The following is a 14,923-nucleotide window of genomic DNA, read 5'->3' on the forward strand; positions in this document are numbered from 1 at the left end:
GCCTTGTGTCGCGATGGGCTGCGCAGCAGCCCCGGCAATTTGTGTATTCGCCCGTGAATCTGGGGCCGCTACGCGCCCCATCGCGACACAAGGCCGCTCCTACAGGCAGCGCGCACATGCCTGGTACGAAACCTGCCTTGCACCCTGTGCGACAAAACAACCATCTCATTAGGAAGAGAGAGAACAATAACGATGAATGCCGCACTGAAAACCTTCGCCCCCAGCGCACTCGCCCTGCTGCTGGTGCTGCCAACCACCGTTTCGGCCAAAGAAGCCGAAACCCAGCAGAAGCTGGCCAACGTGGTCATTCTCGCCACCGGCGGCACCATTGCCGGTGCTGGCGCCAGCGCCGCCAACAGCGCCACCTACCAGGCCGCCAAGGTGGGCGTCGACAAGCTGATCGCCGGCGTACCGGAACTGGCCAACGTGGCCAACGTGCGCGGCGAGCAGGTCATGCAGATCGCCTCTGAGAGCATCTCCAACGACGACCTGCTCAAGTTGGGCAAACGCGTTGCCGAACTTGCCGAAAGCAAGGATGTGGACGGTATCGTCATCACCCACGGCACCGACACCCTGGAAGAAACCGCCTACTTCCTCAACCTGGTGGAAAAGACCGACAAGCCGATCGTGGTCGTCGGTTCGATGCGCCCGGGCACCGCCATGTCCGCCGACGGCATGCTCAACCTGTACAACGCAGTGGCTGTGGCCAGCGACAAGCAGTCGCGCGGCAAGGGCGTGCTGGTGACCATGAATGACGAGATCCAGTCCGGCCGCGATGTGAGCAAGGCGCTCAACATCAAGACCGAAGCCTTCAAGAGCGCCTGGGGCCCGATGGGCATGGTGGTGGAAGGCAAGTCCTACTGGTTCCGCCTGCCGGCCAAGCGCCACACGGTCAACTCCGAGTTCGACATCAAGCAGATCAGCAGCCTGCCGCAGGTGGACATCGCCTATGGCTATGGCAACGTCACCGACACCGCCTACAAGGCGTTGGCGCAGAATGGTGCCAAGGCACTGATCCATGCCGGTACCGGCAACGGTTCGGTGTCGTCGCGGGTAGTGCCGGCGCTGCAGGAACTGCGCAAGAACGGCGTGCAGATCATTCGCTCGTCGCACGTCAACCAAGGTGGTTTCGTGCTGCGCAACGCCGAACAGCCGGATGACAAGAACGACTGGGTCGTGGCCCATGACCTGAACCCGCAAAAGGCGCGGATCCTGGCGATGGTGGCGATGACCAAGACCCAGGACAGCAAGGAGCTGCAGCGGATCTTCTGGGAGTACTGATCACTAGTACCCCCTGAAATGCAAACAGCCCCGCTGCGTGGGCGGGGCCGTTTGCTGTCAGCTAGCCGAAGGCCTCAGTGGCTGGTCGGCATCGCAAACTCCGCCCCCTTGGCAATCGCCTGCGGCCAGCGCTGCATGATGCTCTTCTGTTTGGTGTAGAAGCGCACCCCTTCCTCACCGTAGGCATGCATGTCACCGAACAGGCTCTTCTTCCAGCCACCAAAGCCATGCCAGGCCATCGGCACCGGGATCGGCACGTTGATACCGACCATGCCCACCTGAATGCGACGGCCGAACTCGCGGGCGATGTGGCCGTCGCGGGTGTACAGGCTCACGCCATTGCCAAACTCGTGGGCGTTGATCAGGTCGACCGCTTCGGCAAAGTCCTTCACCCGCAGGCAGGCCAGTACCGGGCCGAAGATCTCTTCCTTGTAGATGCGCATGTCCGGGGTGACGTTGTCGAACAGCGTGCCGCCCAGCCAGAAACCGTCACCACAACCTTCGCCAGCCGTCTGGCCGTTGAAGTTGCGGCCATCGACCAGCAGCTTCGCGCCCTCCTTCACGCCTTGCTCGATGTAGCCGGTGATGCGCTCCAGCGCCGCGCGGGTGACGATCGGGCCCATCTCGGCTTCGAGGTTGGTACCGTTCAGCACTTTCAACTCGCGGGTACGCTCGATCAGCTTGGGCATGACCTTCTCGGCAGTATCGTCACCGACAAACACCGCCACGCTGATAGCCATGCAACGCTCGCCAGCCGAGCCATAGGCGGCACCGATCAGGGCATCGACCACCTGATCGATGTCGGCGTCGGGCATCACCACCAGGTGGTTCTTCGCCCCGCCCAGCGCCTGCACGCGCTTGCCGTGGCGGGCACCGGTTTCGTAGATGTGGTTGGCGATCGGCGTGGAGCCGACGAACGACACCGCCTGCACATCCGGGTGCTCGATCAGCGCGTTGACCGCGTCCTTGTCGCCCTGCACCACGTTGAACACGCCGTCCGGCAGGCCGGCCTGCTTCAACAGCTCGGCGATGAACAGGCTCGGGCTCGGGTCCAGCGGGCTGGGCTTGAGCACGAAGGTGTTGCCGGTGGCCAGGGCGACCGGGAACATCCACATCGGCACCATCACCGGGAAGTTGAACGGGGTGATGCCGGTGACCACGCCCAGCGGCTGGCGCAGGGTCCAGTTGTCGATGTTGGTGCTGACCTGGTCGGTGAAGTCGGTTTTCAGCAGCTGCGGTGCGCCGCAGGCGAACTCGACGATCTCGATGCCGCGCATCACCTCGCCCTGGGCATCGGTGAACACCTTGCCGTGCTCGGCGGTAATCATGCGGGCCAGGTCGTCGCGGTGCTCGTTGAGCAACGCCAGGAACTTGTTCAGCACCCGCGAACGGCGCAGTGGCGAGAGGTTGCTCCAGGCCGGGAAAGCGGCCTTGGCCGACGCGACGGCGGCGTCAACGTCCTTTTGCGCAGAAAGCTGCACCTGGCCGGTGACCACGCCGGTGGCCGGGTTGTAGACCGGCAGTTGCTGGCCGCTGGTGGTCTCGGCCTGAGCGCCGGAGATCCAGTTCATGATGGTTTGGGTCATTGTATTTTTCCCGTAATTCATTGGTAGAGCGCCTGCCCCTGTGGGAGCGGGCGTGCCCGCGAATCAGGCACCGCGGTGAATGGCACGGGCTTCGCCCGTGTTCGCGGGCAAGCCCGCTCCCACAGGGATCGCGCCAGCTTTCAAATGCCGAGCAAGGTACAAAGGGCCAGTGTTGCGTCAGTAGATGGCATAGACCTTGCGCACGGTTTCCAGCACGTCCCAGCGGCCGGTCCAGCCTGGCGGCAGGATGATCAGGTCGCCGCCGGTCACTTCCACCACCTCCCGGGTGCTGTCGTCGGTGAGCAGCGCCTTGCCGGAGATGATGTAGGTGAACTCGGTGTCAGGGCGGTCGACCACCGGCCAGCCACCCGGCTGGCACTCCCACACACCAAGGTTGCCGACCGCTTCCGGGGCCTGCTTGCTGATGGCGATCTGCGGGTCCCCCTGGTCGGCGCCGGCACGCTGACCGGCAGGGTTCAGTGGCAGTGCCTTGATATCGGCGTGCTTGATGATGGTGAACGAAGGCATGGGGTTTCTCCTTGTCAATGGGCGCCGGTGAGCTTTTCCAGCAGCATCGCGGCACGTGAAGGTTTGTGGGTGTAGCGCTCTTCCAGATCACTGAGCGACGCGGCAGCCAGGCCGCTGTTGATGCCGAACCAGCGCAGCGGTTCTGGCTCCCAGGATGGCGAGCGGTGGTTGACCAGGGGCAGCGTGTTGATGTCTTCATCACGCTCGAGAATCAGGTTGCGCAGAATGCGCCCGGCCAGGTTGCTGGTGGCCACGCCATCACCGACGTAGTTGCCGGCCCAGGCCATGCGCTGGTTGCGGTCGATGCTGACGGTCGGGCACCAGTCGCGGGAAACACCCAGCGCGCCACCCCAGCGGTGGGTGATGCGGGCGTCGCGCAGGGCCGGGAAGAATTCGAGCAGGGTGTCGTGGATCTTGCCGTGGATACTGTCCACCAGGTCGGCCTGCTCGGGCATGCTCGAGCCCCATTTGTAGGGCGCGCCCCGGCCACCGAACACCAGCCGGCCTTCGGCAGTGACCTGGCCGTATACGCGCAGGTGGCGCATGTCGTTGAACGCCAGGCGGTGGTCGAGGTTGAGCCGGGCCAGCAGCTCTCGCGGCAACGGCTCGGTGGCCAGCACCAGCGAATACAGCGGGATGACGAAACGCGACTTGCCCGGCTGTTGCGAAGTGAATGCTTCGGTGGCCCGCACGGTCATGCCGGCACGTACCGAACCGTGTTCGGTGTGCACCACGCCCGGGGCCATCTGGGTGACCGCCGACTGCTCGTAAATTGTCGCGCCCAGGCTTTCGACCAGCTTGGCCAGGCCACGCACCAGCTTGCCGGGGTGGATGAGCGCGCAGTGTTCGGTGTAGAGGCCGCCAAGGGTGCCTTGGGCGCCGGTCCGGGCCTGGGCTTCGGCTGCCTCCAGCACTTGCCACTGGCCAGGCAGCCCGAAGCGCGCCGAAGATTCCACGGCCGCACGCGCCCGCGCCATCTGCGGGGCGCTGCGGGCCAGGGAGAGGAAGCCCTGCTTGGCATAGTCGGCATCGACCCCTTCCAGCGCCAGCACCCGGCCGATCTCGTCGACCGTTGCGTTCATCGCAGCCTGCAGGTGCAAGGCCGCATGGTGGGAATACAGTTGCTCCACCCGGTGCAGGGAAATCGGGAAGATCGCCGAGGCCCAACCGCCGTTACGGCCCGATGCGCCGAAGCCGACGGCGTTCTTTTCCAGCAGTACCACGTGCAGCGACGGGTCGCTCTTGAGCAGGTAGTAGGCGGTCCACAACCCCGTGTACCCGGCACCGACGATCACCACATCGGCATCGGCCACGCCGTCCAGCCGGGCCCGTGGCGCGCTCGGGGCAAACCATAGCGGTTTGTTGGGTAACAGGGACAAATCGGATTTCGCTGACATGCTGGTGGCTTCCCGTTGGCGTTTGCGACTGGTGTAGAGGCTTCGTTTAGTCAGTACTGACCAGTGCGTGTTGGCCTGAGGTTATGCGGGGTTGGCGGGGGGTGGTATCGACCATTTTCAATAGACGGAGCCATCAGCCATACAAATGTATGAACGATCATCAGCATTTGCAGTTGCGCGGTACCTGTGGGAGCGGGCATGCCCGCGAACACCGGCAAAGCCGGTGCCATCCACCGCGTCGCCTGCTTCGCGGGCGCGCCCGCTCCCACAGAGACGGCGCGGGCTTCGAGTTGGCGCTGAACCTGTGGGAGCGGGTTCACCCGCGAAGAGGCCCTCGAGCTCAATCACGGCTGCAGCTTGATTTCAACAAAGCCCAGGTACCCGCCAGACACCCGGCACCGGCCCATTCGCGGGTGAAACCCGCTCCCACAGGGAACGTGCAACGTATGAGAATGCTGTTAACTACCTGCCCCCCCAGCCAACGCGACACATCTGCGTGCCAAAATCATCGTGGGGTCCACCAGGGCAACCGTCCTGCCACTCAGTTCATAAGCATCACAGTGGCTGAGCACCAGCGGCAGTTCCGTACAGCCCAGAATCAGCACCGTCGCCCCCACTTCCGAGAGATGCTCGGCCGCAATCAACAACTGGTCCCGACACAGTCCTTCAGTGAAACCAGCCTTGATGCCCCGCTCACCGTAAATGGCCTCCATGACCAGCTTCTGGTAATCCGGCGCCGGCACAACAATCTCAAGCCCGGCGCGGCTCGCTGCCTGGTGATAGACCTGGCTGGCGACGGTGCCTGACGTCGCCAGCAGGCCGACCGTCTTGTCGCGGCCGTATGTTTGCCTTATCCAGTCGATCGTCTCGGTGAGCATGTTGACGATTGGCACGCGCAGGTGCTCCTGGATGCGTTCAACAAACGCGTGAGCGGTATTGCACGGGATTGCAATTGCGTTGGCACCGGCGCTTTCCAGGCGCTTGCAGGTCGCGTACATGGCCATCGTCGGGTCGGTTTCATCATTCAGCAGGCTGGCCGTGCGGTCCGGAATTTGCGGGTTCTGCTCGACCACCATCTTGATATGGTCCTGATCCCGGCCCGCAGGCGTACCGGCAACCACCTTGCCCATGAAATCCACCGTCGCTGCAGGGCCGACACCACCCACGATACCCAGCTTGAAAGGCAGTTCACGGGGCGCACTTGAGCCTTGGGTCGCAAACGTGGCGTAGAGCTCATTGATATCCAGTGCGGCAATGCCACGGCGCTGCAGGTCGGCGCACACCAGCGAAAGCTCGGTCATACCCGGCACGACCAAGGTGGCACCCTGTGCCTGCACTGACAGGCATGCCTGGTACACGGACTCCAGAGGCATGCCATCCAGGTGCCCATCCTTGATGCCGTTGACGCCATACATGGCCTCCATCAGCGCGACCTGCGCTTGCGCGTCGGGGTACACCACATCGTACTGGCGGCCCAACGCTTGTTCGAAGAGCCCGGAATGGCGCACATAATCCGAAGCAAGCACACCGAGTGTACTGCCTGGCTCCGCGACCTGACGGATGTGTCGCACCAAGGCTTCCATCATGTCCAGTACCGGAATCCCCAGCTCTTCCTGGATCTGTGCGCGGAACGTCTGGCTGGCAAAGCAAGGCAGCATGATCGCATCCACACCGCTCGCTTCGAATGACCTGCACACCTCGAAAACGTAGAACTTTCGCGAGGTCATGCTTGCGCTTGCGTCCAGAGGCAGCAGCACATCCTTGAAGGGATGTTGCTCGAGCAGGAAATGAAAACGCCCCTGGTCCTCCAGCACCGCCCGCGACTTCACAAGCTTGTAGAAAAGGTCGCCCCCCGCGAGCGAACCAAGCCCGCCGACAATCCCGATCGTGTGGGCAAAAGCTTGTGGACCTGCTGCCTTCTTCGACTTCATGAGCAAACTCCTCAGGCGGCCGATACCGGGCGGTCGAGGGTGGACGCCCCGCTTGCCGCTTCCGGCTCGGTCTGTGGCTCTGATCTGGCGATCACCGCCGTGGCAATGCTGTTGCCCACGACGTTGGTAGCGGTACGCGCCATGTCGAGGAACTGATCGATACCGATGATCAACAGCAGGCCAGCCTCAGGCAGGTTGAACATCGGCAAGGTCGCAGCGACCACCACCACCGACGCCCGCGCCACGCCCGCCATGCCCTTGCTGGTAATCATCAGTGTCAAAAGGATCAACACCTGCTGGGTGAAACTGAGGTCGATGTTGTATGCCTGGGCGATGAACATGATGGCGAACGCCTGGTACATCATCGAACCGTCGAGGTTGAACGAGTAGCCCAACGGCAGGACGAAGCTGGACACGCGTTTCGGCGCACCGAACTTCTCGAGCGCTTCCATCGTTTTCGGGTAGGCCGCCTCGCTGCTGGCCGTGGAGAACGCCAGCAGCACAGGCTCGCGAATCAGTTTGCCGAGCGTGAAAACAGACTTGCCCAGGCACAAGTAACCCGCACCGAACAGCACTGCCCACAGCAGCAGGATGCCCAGGTAGAACTCGACAATGAGCTTGCCATAGTCGACCAGCAGCCCCAGGCCTTGAGTAGTGATTGCCGAAGCGATCGCTGCAAAAACCCCGATCGGTGCAAATGCCATGACATAGTCAGTGATGCGAAACATCACTTTCGCAAGTTCATCGATGCAGTCCACAATCTTTGTATGGCCAGCTCGGTTGACGCCAGCCAGAGCGAAGCCGAAGAACAAAGAGAAGACCACAATTTGAAGTATTTCATTATTAGCCATGGCCTCGGCAATACTGCGAGGGAATACATGACTGATAAATACCTTGAGGCTGAAGTCCCCCGTATTCACCGGGGCTGTAACGGCATCAGCGTGCTGCGCGACCTGCAAGTTGATGCCAGCGCCTGGTTCGAACAGGTTGACCAGCGCCATGCCGATCGCCAGTGAAATGGCCGAAGCGCAGACGAACCAGGCCATGGCACGAAAGCCGATGCGGCCGACCGAACGTGAATTGCCCATGCTTGCGATCCCGCCGACAAGTGTGGCGAACACCAGCGGCGCAATGATCATTTTGATCAGACGCAGAAAGATGTCCGTCACCATGGAGAAGTAGGCTGCTATCTGCCTGGCGTCCTGTTCGCTGCCTGCGAAATGATGACATGCCCAGCCGACGACTACGCCCAAGGCGATACCTATCGCAATTCGGCGCGGAAGCTTATTGTTTTTCACGATGTTTTCCTCAAGTTATTTTCTATTTCTTCTACTTGGCAGGATTGGAATAAAGACAGGAACAGCAACTCGCTAGGTGAGTGCTGGAGACAAGTTTATCGCCGCGAAAAAACAAGTTGATGAGTAATAGGGCTGACCCTATGCGTTTTCGGAATAGTTTATAGGCATCGCTGTCGAGGCTTGTGCGAACACGCTTACACTGAGCGCCTGGCGAAGGAGATCAGCGATGCAAATCAAGTGGCTGGACGACCTCTTGGCGATCGCCGAGTGGAAGAATTTTTCTCGCGCCGCCGAGGTGCGATGCGTTACACAGTCCGCGCTCTCCAGGAGAATCCGCTCGCTCGAAGAGTGGGTGGGTGTCGAACTGGTTGATCGTGCCACCTACCCGGTACAGCTCACGCCCGCCGGCCAGACCTTCTGCGCTGAAGCCCGCCAGGCGCTCGCCGCATTGATGGCATTGCGCGCCGACCTGAGGGATGTGAAACGGATGCCTGGGCGCTCGATCCAGATCACGGCAGCCCACAGCCTGTCCATGACGTTCCTGCCGAAATGGCTCAGCCAGTTCCAGCAGCAGAACGAGCGCTTCAATGCCCGGGTAGTGGCGGCCAACATCAATGACGCCGTCATCGCCCTTGAAGAAGGCAGCTGCGACCTGATGATTGTCTACCATCATCCGCTCACCCCCATCTCCCTGGACCCTGAGCGCTTCGGTAGCCTGGCGCTCGGCCATGATGCATTCATCCCCGTGTGTGCGCCCGACGCGCAGGGCAAGCCGATGTTCCGGCTTTGCGCAGGCAAGAAGCCTATTCCGCACCTGGCGTACACGGCCACGACATTCCTGGGGAAGGTGGCAGACGTCGTCATTCGCAACGCACCTGAAGTCGCCCCTCTGGAACGCTGCTATGAGGCCGATATGGCGATGCTGCTGGTTCGCATGGCTGTCGAGGGCTATGGGGTAGCCTGGCTGCCCCACAGTGCGGTGAATGACGAGCTGGAAAGAGGGTTGCTCGTACAGGCTGGAGGCGCCGAATGGAGCACGCGCCTGGAGATCCGCTCGTACTGCTCGCTGTTGAATCAGAACCCTACAATGAGAAGCCTGTGGAATACCCTGGATAACGCTGCGCACGGATCGGCCAAGGCTTGAGCACAGTTTTCGCCTGACAAGCTGTTGCGAAATTACTTACAGTGAAATACTGTATGTGCATACAGCAAAAACAAGGAAACACTTGTGTCCAGCACCGCCTCCGCCACCCCGAGCAGCTATGAACAACTGGGTATGCGCATCCAGAAGATCATCAACAGCCCCACTGCCCAGCGCAGCCGCGCGGCGCTGATCTTTCGCCTGGAACAGGAAGCCCCGGAAGACTGGGAAACCCTGCTCGAGGAAATCGCCGAAAACGATAACGTCACCCTCGCCCACCGCGACGATGGCGGTGTGCAGATTTTCTGGACTGTGCCGAAGGAAGACTGACCGCGTATTCAACCTCAGGCCAACGCCTGCAGGTAGGCGCTGGCTTCGCGGTAACGCGCCAGCCGCTCCAGGTCGGTGGGGCCTGGGCAGGGGATGCGCGAAAGGTCGCTGTTGTCGGCCAGGTCGGCCAGCTTGACGGTGCGCGCCAGCGGGTCACCGCCCAGGCGCACCACGAAGTCCTGGTAGGCCTCGCCCTCACGGCGGCTGAGCGCCAGCAAGGCGGCAAGGATTTTCAGCGCGAAACCCTCGCGCGCCAGGTCGGACAGGGTCAGCGGGGTGTCTTCGATCACATCGTGAAGCACCGCGACAATCCGTTGTTCGGTTGTGGAAACCCGCATCATCACGCGTAGCGGGTGGAGGATATAAGCAGCCCCACCCTTGTCGTATTGCCCTTCATGCGCCCTGGCGGCCACGGCAATGGCCCGCTCCAGTGTAGACATGAGGCCCTCCCCGTTCGGCTTCTTCCTGCCAAGCATAGCCAAAACTGTGCGGACAATGTCTAGCGCGCGTTTGACTGTGCCGCGCCGACCTTGCACAAGCGGCCTTGTGGAAGCCGTGTGGGAGCGGCCTTGTGTCGCGAAAGGGCCGCATAGCGGCCCCGGCAATCTGTGCAGGGTTCAAGATTCTGGGGCCGCTGCGCAGCCCTTTCGCGACACAAGGCCGCTCCCACAAAAGGCCGCGCCTGCAGAAACCGGGTTTAGCGCGCTGCGCCGTGCTGGATCACCACCGAATCGGTACCCAGCTTGGCCATCACCTCGGCCTTGCGTGCTTCGGCTTCCTCACGGCTGGGGAACGGCCCCATCAGCACCACCGGCTTGCCGTCGCGGTACTCCACCGAGGATGGGATGCCCTTTTCGATCAGGCGCGCGGTCATGTCGCTGAGCGCGCCCATGTTAGCGCCCTGGATCACTTCCACATCCCAGCCTTGCGGGGCCGGCTGGCCAGCCAGGGCCTCGGCGCGACGCTGCAGCTCGGCGCCGCCACACATCTCGCGGATGCGCAGGTTGTTGCCGCTGTCGTCGACGATGATTTCGTATTGGCCATCGCGCTTGATCGCCACGTAGCTGCGGTAGGCTTCATACTGCCCGGCATCATCCTTGCCGCGGACCTGGCCGCAGATGGTGCCCTGGGTGTCGATCCGCACGTTGCCGAACTTGGCGGTCTTGGGGTTGTGCAGGTGTTCGGCCACCTGTTTGTGCACGCCTTCGACCTCGTTCTCACAGCCCGCCAGGGCGAGCACTGCCATTACCACAGCCAGTTTGCGCACGCGTGTACCTCCAGATTCGAAGGCGCGGATTCTAGCACGCCCTCCCCGGGCAAGGACCGCGACCATACGTTACACCGTGCAACCAGTGGCCATGCACCCCAGGCAGTCATGGCATGCCATGCCTCGTCATGACGGCAGCAGATCCAAGGTCCGTTCGAGCTCATCAAGGTCGATGCGGAAGCCGCTGCCATCAGGTATCCCGACCACAAAGCCGAAATGCTGTTGATCGCGATCAGTCAGGTACTTGTAGAAGCAGACAAAGCGATCAGGTGGCTGCAGCGTCAGCACCGAAGCGCCGGGCGACAGCACATTCATACCGTGGATGAGCTGGCTGCCTTCGACGCCCACCACTACCCTCGCCCCGGCACAGGTTTCCACGATGGTTGCCAGGTCGCACTTCAAAGGGGCAAGGATGCGAAAGCCGCGATGTTTTTGCAGATGTTCGGCGATCTCCAGTTCGTTGTGCAGCAGGCGCGGATCCCCATCACCGCCCCGCAAGATGAAAACCCCCGGGTGGGACTGGTAATTTACCCGCGACAACAACTTTTGGCCCATGGCGCGGTATCGCTCGGACTGGTTTGTGTTGTGGCTGAAGTCATCGAACAGCACCAACTCTCGAAAAAAGGCCGTGTGCAGCCGAAGCGGATGCATGCCAAGCCATTCTTCGTACTGCGCAGCCTGGGAAAAAAGCGGGAACCTGCCGGAGGGTGCCGTGGTGACCGGCACGCCTTCGTTACGGGCCAAAGCATATGTGACGCAATCCTCGGCCAGCCACGTTCCAAACCAACGGTTGCCGTAACGTGAACAATAAGCGGCCCCACGCTCGATCTCTTGCTCCACGACGATTCGCGGCAACCCGTTGGGCCGGTCAGACAGCCAGAAGCTGGCATTGTTCTTGTAGAGTGCGCCATCGATCAGAATGACGTCCTTGATCAGATAGCCCTTGGTAGGGGCCTGTGCGACGCTGCCCAGCCCCTCCATGGTCCGCCGCGGATGCTCGAAAGGAAAGAAACGTTTCGCTTCCCAGCCGGTCACTCGCTCCAACTGATTCGGCAGAAAGAAAGCGGGAGGCGCTGGGGTGACCTCGACCGGGGCGATATCCCAGGTCCTGACCGCAAGGTTCTTCAGGTTCTCCGACGGCTTTCGTACCAGCCGCTTTCTTGCGAGGTACTTGTATGCGGCCAAGCTCCAGCTTTTATGGTCGGATCCCTTCGTGTCTACATCCGAAATGTCGTTCATCATGCAGCGCTCTCATTGAAAGGCTCTCTTTCACGCTCAGTTGCACACTACTTTTTCCAGAATGGGAGGGGACTGGAAGTGAGCATATCGATCACGCAAGTTCTCCAGCAGCAGTTCGCCAGGCGCTTTCGCACAGTAAATGTATATCTTGAATAATCCACCGAAGACCATTTCACGATAGCGGTCGACAACTTCGTCGTCACTTGGCCCATCCGGCAAACCCAGATGCAGTGTGAGCCTGCTGTTCTCGACGGCAAATAACGGGAATTCCCAGAGAAACTTGGCGATGCCGGTCTTCGGCAGCCGGACGAACATGTAAGCCTGGTTGCCCAAGGTATCCACATCACCGCCGCGCCGGCGCTTCCATTTCAAAAGCCCATCGTCCGGACGTGCCAGACATTGGCCGATATCGTAATAATCGAAACCCTGCTCGATGGCCCATTCCAGGGCCATGAAGGTAGTGATCGAGTTGACCTCGCGCAGTCGTTTTGGGTCGTTGAAGACGGCCTCCGGGTAGCCAAAGCGAAGCGTGCTCCAATAGCGCTTGCCGGCCCGGGTTATTACACAACCGAAATGACAGGCTACAACCTCGTCGCCTTTCATCACGAGGTCGAGCCGGCCAACGGTCTTGGCGATGCGCAACACATCCTGGGAATCGAACTGTTTGGCATACAGGCCATGCCGCGCCTGGGCATAAGGCTGCAACATTTCCCGGTCGGCCTTGCCAATCTCCTCGTCCGTCAGCACCTGCTGCATGCGGTACAGTGGCCGACACTTGCGGATGTTGCGGCGCAGTTCACCGTCGTAGCGGGCGACGATCTCTTCCAGCGGACGCCCCAAGGGGATGATGGCACTCAGATAATGGGGCACGTACAGGGCACCTGCACTGGGCATCTCGCTGATCAACACCCTATGGGACGCGGCGCCAGGCTGTTGCGTGCCATCGCCGGACTTGGTGTCGGCCTCGGGTTTACCGCCGATGAGCAGCTTGGCCATTTCCTTGCGGCTCTTTCGACCCACATATAAGACTTCGTAGTCGTTACTTGTCTGCAGCTGAAACCTGGTAATCTCCCAGCGCCACAAACACGCGCGCCCCATTATATCCTGGGCCCAAGCCAAGAACTTTCTTATTTCGAAGCGCATCGACGGCGTTATGAGCTTTCGTATGTGCTTTCTCATTTCATGCCCTTGGAGCTCATCCAGTTAACAGGTAATAAACGCTGCCAAATAAACACGCAATAACCTTTGGCAATTAAACGCCTCAGGCTGCCAGATACCAAAAGATTAAAGATCTGCGAAAAAGATCTGTCAAGACACGCTTAATCATTGATTATTCAATGATTAGCCAGTGAAAACAGTATGTTTTATGGCGCCATTTTTTCTACTTGTGGATATGGCGAAAGATAACAACGGCATACCTGACCATGCGGTCTCAGAGGCCGCCTGATGCAGCCTCCCCTCCCAGGCGCTGGAACCTTTCGCGGCACATGTGTCTACCGACCACACGCCCACCGGCCTGCGCCTTCACGGCCCAATCAGGTGAACAGGCTGGTTATCATTTCACCGAAAAAGACGCCGATCAGCAGGGCAGGCAGGACTACAACCTCGCGCTTGAGGTCCAGCAGTCCCAGTTTGCGGTTGACAGGAAAAATCAGGAAAAGCGTGAAGAAGGTATGCAGCGCCACACCCCAGATGGCATAGCTCACGCCACCGATGGCCATGAGGACCGGCAGCAGGATAAACAGCGAAACGACCCGGATGATGTTGTCCATCGCCACGTATTTGGTCAGCCCCAGGGCCAACCAGAGCTGGTGTGCCAGTGTGAAGCGCAAGGTGAAAAGAGAGAGCGAGAGAATGGCCATGGTATTGCCGGCGCCGACATAACGGTCGTCGTACAGCCAACTGATCAACAGCGGGCTGGCAGTCAGCAAAAAACCGCAAGCGAACAGCGAGGTCAGATCGAACAGCACCCTGGAACGGTAGTAAAGGCTGCGCACCCGCTCTTTGTCGCCACTTCTCGTTGCCTCACTGAAGGCCGGCAAGGCGACTGCCCCCGCCAGCCGCAGCAACACCGACTGAATGGCCCCGAGGATGGCGACAGCGATGGAATAGACCCCTAGTTCCGCGACCGACATACTTCCGCCGAACCAGATCCGGTCACCCTGCATCGCCAGCACCCCTACGGAGGATGACAACAAGATCCAGCGCCCGTAATCGAACACCTCGCGCAGCGCGGCGGGGTCCCATCGCAGGCGGTTGCGCGGCCCCTGGAAGACCAGGTGACTGAGTACGGTGAAAACCAGTGTGCTCAGCAGCCCCGCCGCCACCAATGACCAGATGGAGCGGGTGAGATAGCCTGCCACGAGCATCACGATCAAACCGACAAACTGTGCAATCAGTTCGGCGATCACTACCTTCTTCTGCTGGAAGACACGGATGGCCACATCGACCTTGGGCGACTGGAAGCCATAGATGATCGCGGCGAACCCAGACAACGCCAACACCATCGGTAGCTCTGGAGCGGCGTAGGTGGAATGGGCCGGCCACAGTTCGATGTACTGCGTGAATTTTGCCCCCAGGGCCAATAGCAACGTCAGAAGGAACAGCACAAACCCACGGATGACTTGCACCGTCCACACGGTATCGAGAAACAGCGGTTCGTCGCCGCGCGAGCTCTGAATGACGTTCGGCCGCAGTCCAACATCGGAAAGCAGTTGCAGCACCACTGCAACAGTGGTGGCAATGGCCATCACGCCGAACATTTCCGGCACGAGCAAGCGGGTGATAACCAGATTGCCGCCCAGCCGCATGACCTGGGAAGCAAAGACAGCGAGAAGGTTCAACGCACTGGCCAACATGGCTCGTTTGCGCAGGCTCAACGGAAGCGACACATCAATCGAAGGCATAGCCGCATCTCTGACCCCA

At 60.8% G+C, this 14,923-nt stretch carries 13 protein-coding genes; 3 read left to right on the forward strand and 10 right to left on the reverse strand.

What is annotated here, in order from left to right; all coding sequences use genetic code 11:
• The first annotated feature begins 192 nt into the window (after positions 1-192).
• Positions 193-1,281, forward strand: a complete 1,089-nt coding sequence (locus CAG22_RS14940; RefSeq protein WP_075044731.1) for an asparaginase — start codon at positions 193-195, stop codon at positions 1,279-1,281.
• A 74-nt stretch (positions 1,282-1,355) separates the two neighbouring features.
• Here CAG22_RS14940 and CAG22_RS14945 read toward each other — a convergent pair whose 3' ends face one another.
• The 5 genes from CAG22_RS14945 to CAG22_RS14975 all read right to left on the reverse strand — a co-directional run bounded on the left by CAG22_RS14945 (position 1,356) and on the right by CAG22_RS14975 (position 8,021).
• Positions 1,356-2,867: a CoA-acylating methylmalonate-semialdehyde dehydrogenase gene (locus tag CAG22_RS14945; protein ID WP_085592283.1), complete on the reverse strand. Its 1,512-nt coding sequence runs from the start codon at positions 2,865-2,867 to the stop codon at positions 1,356-1,358.
• Positions 2,868-3,044: 177 nt separating this feature from the next.
• On the reverse strand, positions 3,045-3,395 hold the full coding sequence (locus CAG22_RS14955; protein ID WP_085705690.1) for a cupin domain-containing protein: 351 nt from the start codon (positions 3,393-3,395) through the stop codon (positions 3,045-3,047).
• A gap of 14 nt (positions 3,396-3,409) precedes the next feature.
• A complete protein-coding gene (locus tag CAG22_RS14960; RefSeq protein WP_085705691.1) occupies positions 3,410-4,792 on the reverse strand; it encodes an FAD-binding oxidoreductase in 1,383 nt (460 codons plus the stop codon).
• A 458-nt stretch (positions 4,793-5,250) separates the two neighbouring features.
• Entirely contained in the window at positions 5,251-6,723 is a 1,473-nt protein-coding gene (locus CAG22_RS14970; RefSeq protein ID WP_085705693.1) for an aspartate/glutamate racemase family protein, read from the reverse strand.
• Positions 6,724-6,734: 11 nt separating this feature from the next.
• A complete protein-coding gene (locus tag CAG22_RS14975; RefSeq protein ID WP_025338528.1) occupies positions 6,735-8,021 on the reverse strand; it encodes a dicarboxylate/amino acid:cation symporter in 1,287 nt (428 codons plus the stop codon).
• Between the two features lie 226 nt (positions 8,022-8,247).
• Between CAG22_RS14975 and CAG22_RS14980 the strand changes: the two genes are divergently transcribed.
• Together CAG22_RS14980 and CAG22_RS14985 are read left to right on the forward strand one after the other, a co-directional pair.
• Positions 8,248-9,165, forward strand: a complete 918-nt coding sequence (locus CAG22_RS14980; RefSeq protein WP_085692099.1) for a LysR substrate-binding domain-containing protein — start codon at positions 8,248-8,250, stop codon at positions 9,163-9,165.
• Between the two features lie 84 nt (positions 9,166-9,249).
• A complete protein-coding gene (locus tag CAG22_RS14985; RefSeq protein ID WP_075044724.1) occupies positions 9,250-9,492 on the forward strand; it encodes a DUF1654 domain-containing protein in 243 nt (80 codons plus the stop codon).
• A 14-nt stretch (positions 9,493-9,506) separates the two neighbouring features.
• On the opposite strand, the gene CAG22_RS14990 is transcribed toward CAG22_RS14985, so the two are convergent.
• The 5 genes from CAG22_RS14990 to CAG22_RS15010 all read right to left on the reverse strand — a co-directional run bounded on the left by CAG22_RS14990 (position 9,507) and on the right by CAG22_RS15010 (position 14,904).
• Positions 9,507-9,932, reverse strand: coding sequence for an HD domain-containing protein (locus CAG22_RS14990; RefSeq protein WP_085592275.1), 426 nt, complete (start codon positions 9,930-9,932; stop codon positions 9,507-9,509).
• Between the two features lie 257 nt (positions 9,933-10,189).
• Positions 10,190-10,759: an SPOR domain-containing protein gene (locus CAG22_RS14995; RefSeq protein WP_025338525.1), complete on the reverse strand. Its 570-nt coding sequence runs from the start codon at positions 10,757-10,759 to the stop codon at positions 10,190-10,192.
• Positions 10,760-10,885: 126 nt separating this feature from the next.
• Positions 10,886-12,001 (reverse strand): glycosyltransferase 61 family protein, encoded by a 1,116-nt coding sequence (locus tag CAG22_RS15000; protein WP_085692100.1) that lies wholly within the window; start codon positions 11,999-12,001, stop codon positions 10,886-10,888.
• 33 nt (positions 12,002-12,034) lie between these two features.
• Positions 12,035-13,177 (reverse strand): hypothetical protein, encoded by a 1,143-nt coding sequence (locus CAG22_RS15005; protein ID WP_085705694.1) that lies wholly within the window; start codon positions 13,175-13,177, stop codon positions 12,035-12,037.
• Between the two features lie 356 nt (positions 13,178-13,533).
• Positions 13,534-14,904 carry an oligosaccharide flippase family protein gene (locus CAG22_RS15010; protein WP_085692102.1) on the reverse strand — a complete coding sequence of 457 codons (1,371 nt, stop codon included), beginning with the start codon at positions 14,902-14,904 and terminating at the stop codon, positions 13,534-13,536.
• Positions 14,905-14,923: the final 19 nt, after the last annotated feature.

It is taken from the genome of Pseudomonas sp. B8(2017) (genome assembly GCF_002113575.1).
In the GTDB taxonomy this organism is placed as follows: domain Bacteria; phylum Pseudomonadota; class Gammaproteobacteria; order Pseudomonadales; family Pseudomonadaceae; genus Aquipseudomonas; species Aquipseudomonas putida_Z.

Excerpts from the sequence above, each read along its gene's own strand:
- CAG22_RS14940 (WP_075044731.1), top strand. The coding sequence starts at position 193 with ATGAATGCCGCACTGAAAACCTTCGCCCCCAGCGCACTCGCCCTGCTG.
- CAG22_RS14945 (WP_085592283.1), bottom strand. The coding sequence starts at position 2,867 with ATGACCCAAACCATCATGAACTGGATCTCCGGCGCTCAGGCCGAGACC.
- CAG22_RS14955 (WP_085705690.1), bottom strand. The coding sequence starts at position 3,395 with ATGCCTTCGTTCACCATCATCAAGCACGCCGATATCAAGGCACTGCCA.
- CAG22_RS14960 (WP_085705691.1), bottom strand. The coding sequence starts at position 4,792 with ATGTCAGCGAAATCCGATTTGTCCCTGTTACCCAACAAACCGCTATGG.
- CAG22_RS14970 (WP_085705693.1), bottom strand. The coding sequence starts at position 6,723 with ATGAAGTCGAAGAAGGCAGCAGGTCCACAAGCTTTTGCCCACACGATC.
- CAG22_RS14980 (WP_085692099.1), top strand. The coding sequence starts at position 8,248 with ATGCAAATCAAGTGGCTGGACGACCTCTTGGCGATCGCCGAGTGGAAG.
- CAG22_RS14990 (WP_085592275.1), bottom strand. The coding sequence starts at position 9,932 with ATGTCTACACTGGAGCGGGCCATTGCCGTGGCCGCCAGGGCGCATGAA.
- CAG22_RS15000 (WP_085692100.1), bottom strand. The coding sequence starts at position 12,001 with ATGATGAACGACATTTCGGATGTAGACACGAAGGGATCCGACCATAAA.
- CAG22_RS15005 (WP_085705694.1), bottom strand. The coding sequence starts at position 13,177 with ATGAGAAAGCACATACGAAAGCTCATAACGCCGTCGATGCGCTTCGAA.
- CAG22_RS15010 (WP_085692102.1), bottom strand. The coding sequence starts at position 14,904 with ATGCCTTCGATTGATGTGTCGCTTCCGTTGAGCCTGCGCAAACGAGCC.